The sequence below is a fragment of the Bacillus sanguinis genome, assembly GCF_018332475.1.
Taxonomy (GTDB): Bacteria; Bacillota; Bacilli; order Bacillales; family Bacillaceae_G; genus Bacillus_A; species Bacillus_A sanguinis.
This window is the reverse complement of the sequence record NZ_BOQB01000281.1, coordinates 1-1,214: the sequence shown is the minus strand read 5'-3', so window position 1 is coordinate 1,214 and position 1,214 is coordinate 1. Positions and strand designations below refer to the sequence as shown.

Here is a 1,214-nt window from a genome sequence, read left to right as displayed (position 1 = left end):
GCTTGCTTCTTTTTATTTTCACATCGTATGTTTAAAAGTAAATAACTCTTCTTTCGAATGCACAACAGATTGTTCCTCTTCTACAACATCCTTCTCTAGCTCTCCTCCTAACCTTACTTTCATCATCGCCTCTTCGATACTTTTTACAATCATATTTCCTGAAAAAATAGTAAGTCCAAAAAATGTAATCGGAACGAGCGGAATCCACGGATGAACTGTTAATGATCTAAAATAGACTCCAATTAAACCTGACCATTCATGTGTGTAAGAGTCTATTTCTTCTATCGGCCCAAAAAACTTAACCGTTCCGCCAAAGAATATTTCCAGTAACCCTAAGTGCAGTAAAATAGTAAGAGTTTGCGTAAACTGCTGAAAAAACACAAGTATAAACGTCATATAGAGATGCGGAAAAAGATGCTTTATAACAATATGCCTTCTCGATCCACCTAATATGCGTGCGGCATCAACAAATTCTTCCGTTCGCAATTTACGAACTTCCTTCGCAACATACAGTGCAATAACTGGCATTACAAGCAGTACAAGTAATACTACTTGAAACGAAGCCCTTTCAAAAAAGGTTGTTGTCTCCTCTCCGCTTCCAAATGCATTTGCAGATTGAAGAAAGAAATACGCAATCATAACTGTCGGAATAACTGTAAAACTATCAAAGAAAGCCTCAATTTTTGAAAATCCTCTTTTTATATACGTTCCGAGTACGACACCGAAAAACACACCTATTACCATTCTAAGTACCGCAATTAAAATAGATATACCAATCGTCCACTTCGCGCCCTCAATGACTAAATGTAACAGGTCATACCCTTTCCGGTCTGTCCCGAGTAAAAATTGTAATGAAGGTGGAAACGGTGGCACTTGTGGATTTTCAGCCGCATCATATTGCAATGTAACTTGTCTAATATGTCCATCATTCCATAACGTATTTCCGATGCTCAAAAGAACTAATAGGAGAAGAAACCCAATGCTTATCCAAAATCTTTTATCACGTTTTATATACGTCCACATATTATAATCTCTCCTTCATCGCAGCCGGAATGAGATAATGAAACAATTTAAATAAAATAAAAATCGGAATATATATAAGAAGCACACTAACGATGAAAACCTCAACTCTAATACCGAAATACGATTTCAAAAACATAAAAATACCACCCGTATTAAAAATCCATTCTATAATATATAAATTAGATAACATA

The 1,214-nt window shown here is 35.6% G+C and carries 1 protein-coding gene and 1 pseudogene; both read right to left on the bottom strand.

The window, feature by feature from the left end; genetic code table 11:
- Positions 1-18: 18 nt before the first annotated feature.
- Positions 19-1,023 carry an ABC transporter permease gene (locus tag KI369_RS23955; protein WP_212957682.1) on the bottom strand — a complete coding sequence of 335 codons (1,005 nt, stop codon included), beginning with the start codon at positions 1,021-1,023 and terminating at the stop codon, positions 19-21.
- A gap of 1 nt (position 1,024) precedes the next feature.
- Positions 1,025-1,214: pseudogene (locus tag KI369_RS23950) on the bottom strand (ABC transporter permease subunit); the annotation flags it as partial.

What these genes read in the sequence shown, in the direction of transcription:
- KI369_RS23955 (WP_212957682.1), bottom strand. Translation starts at nt 1,023, where the DNA reads ATGTGGACGTATATAAAACGTGATAAAAGATTTTGGATAAGCATTGGG.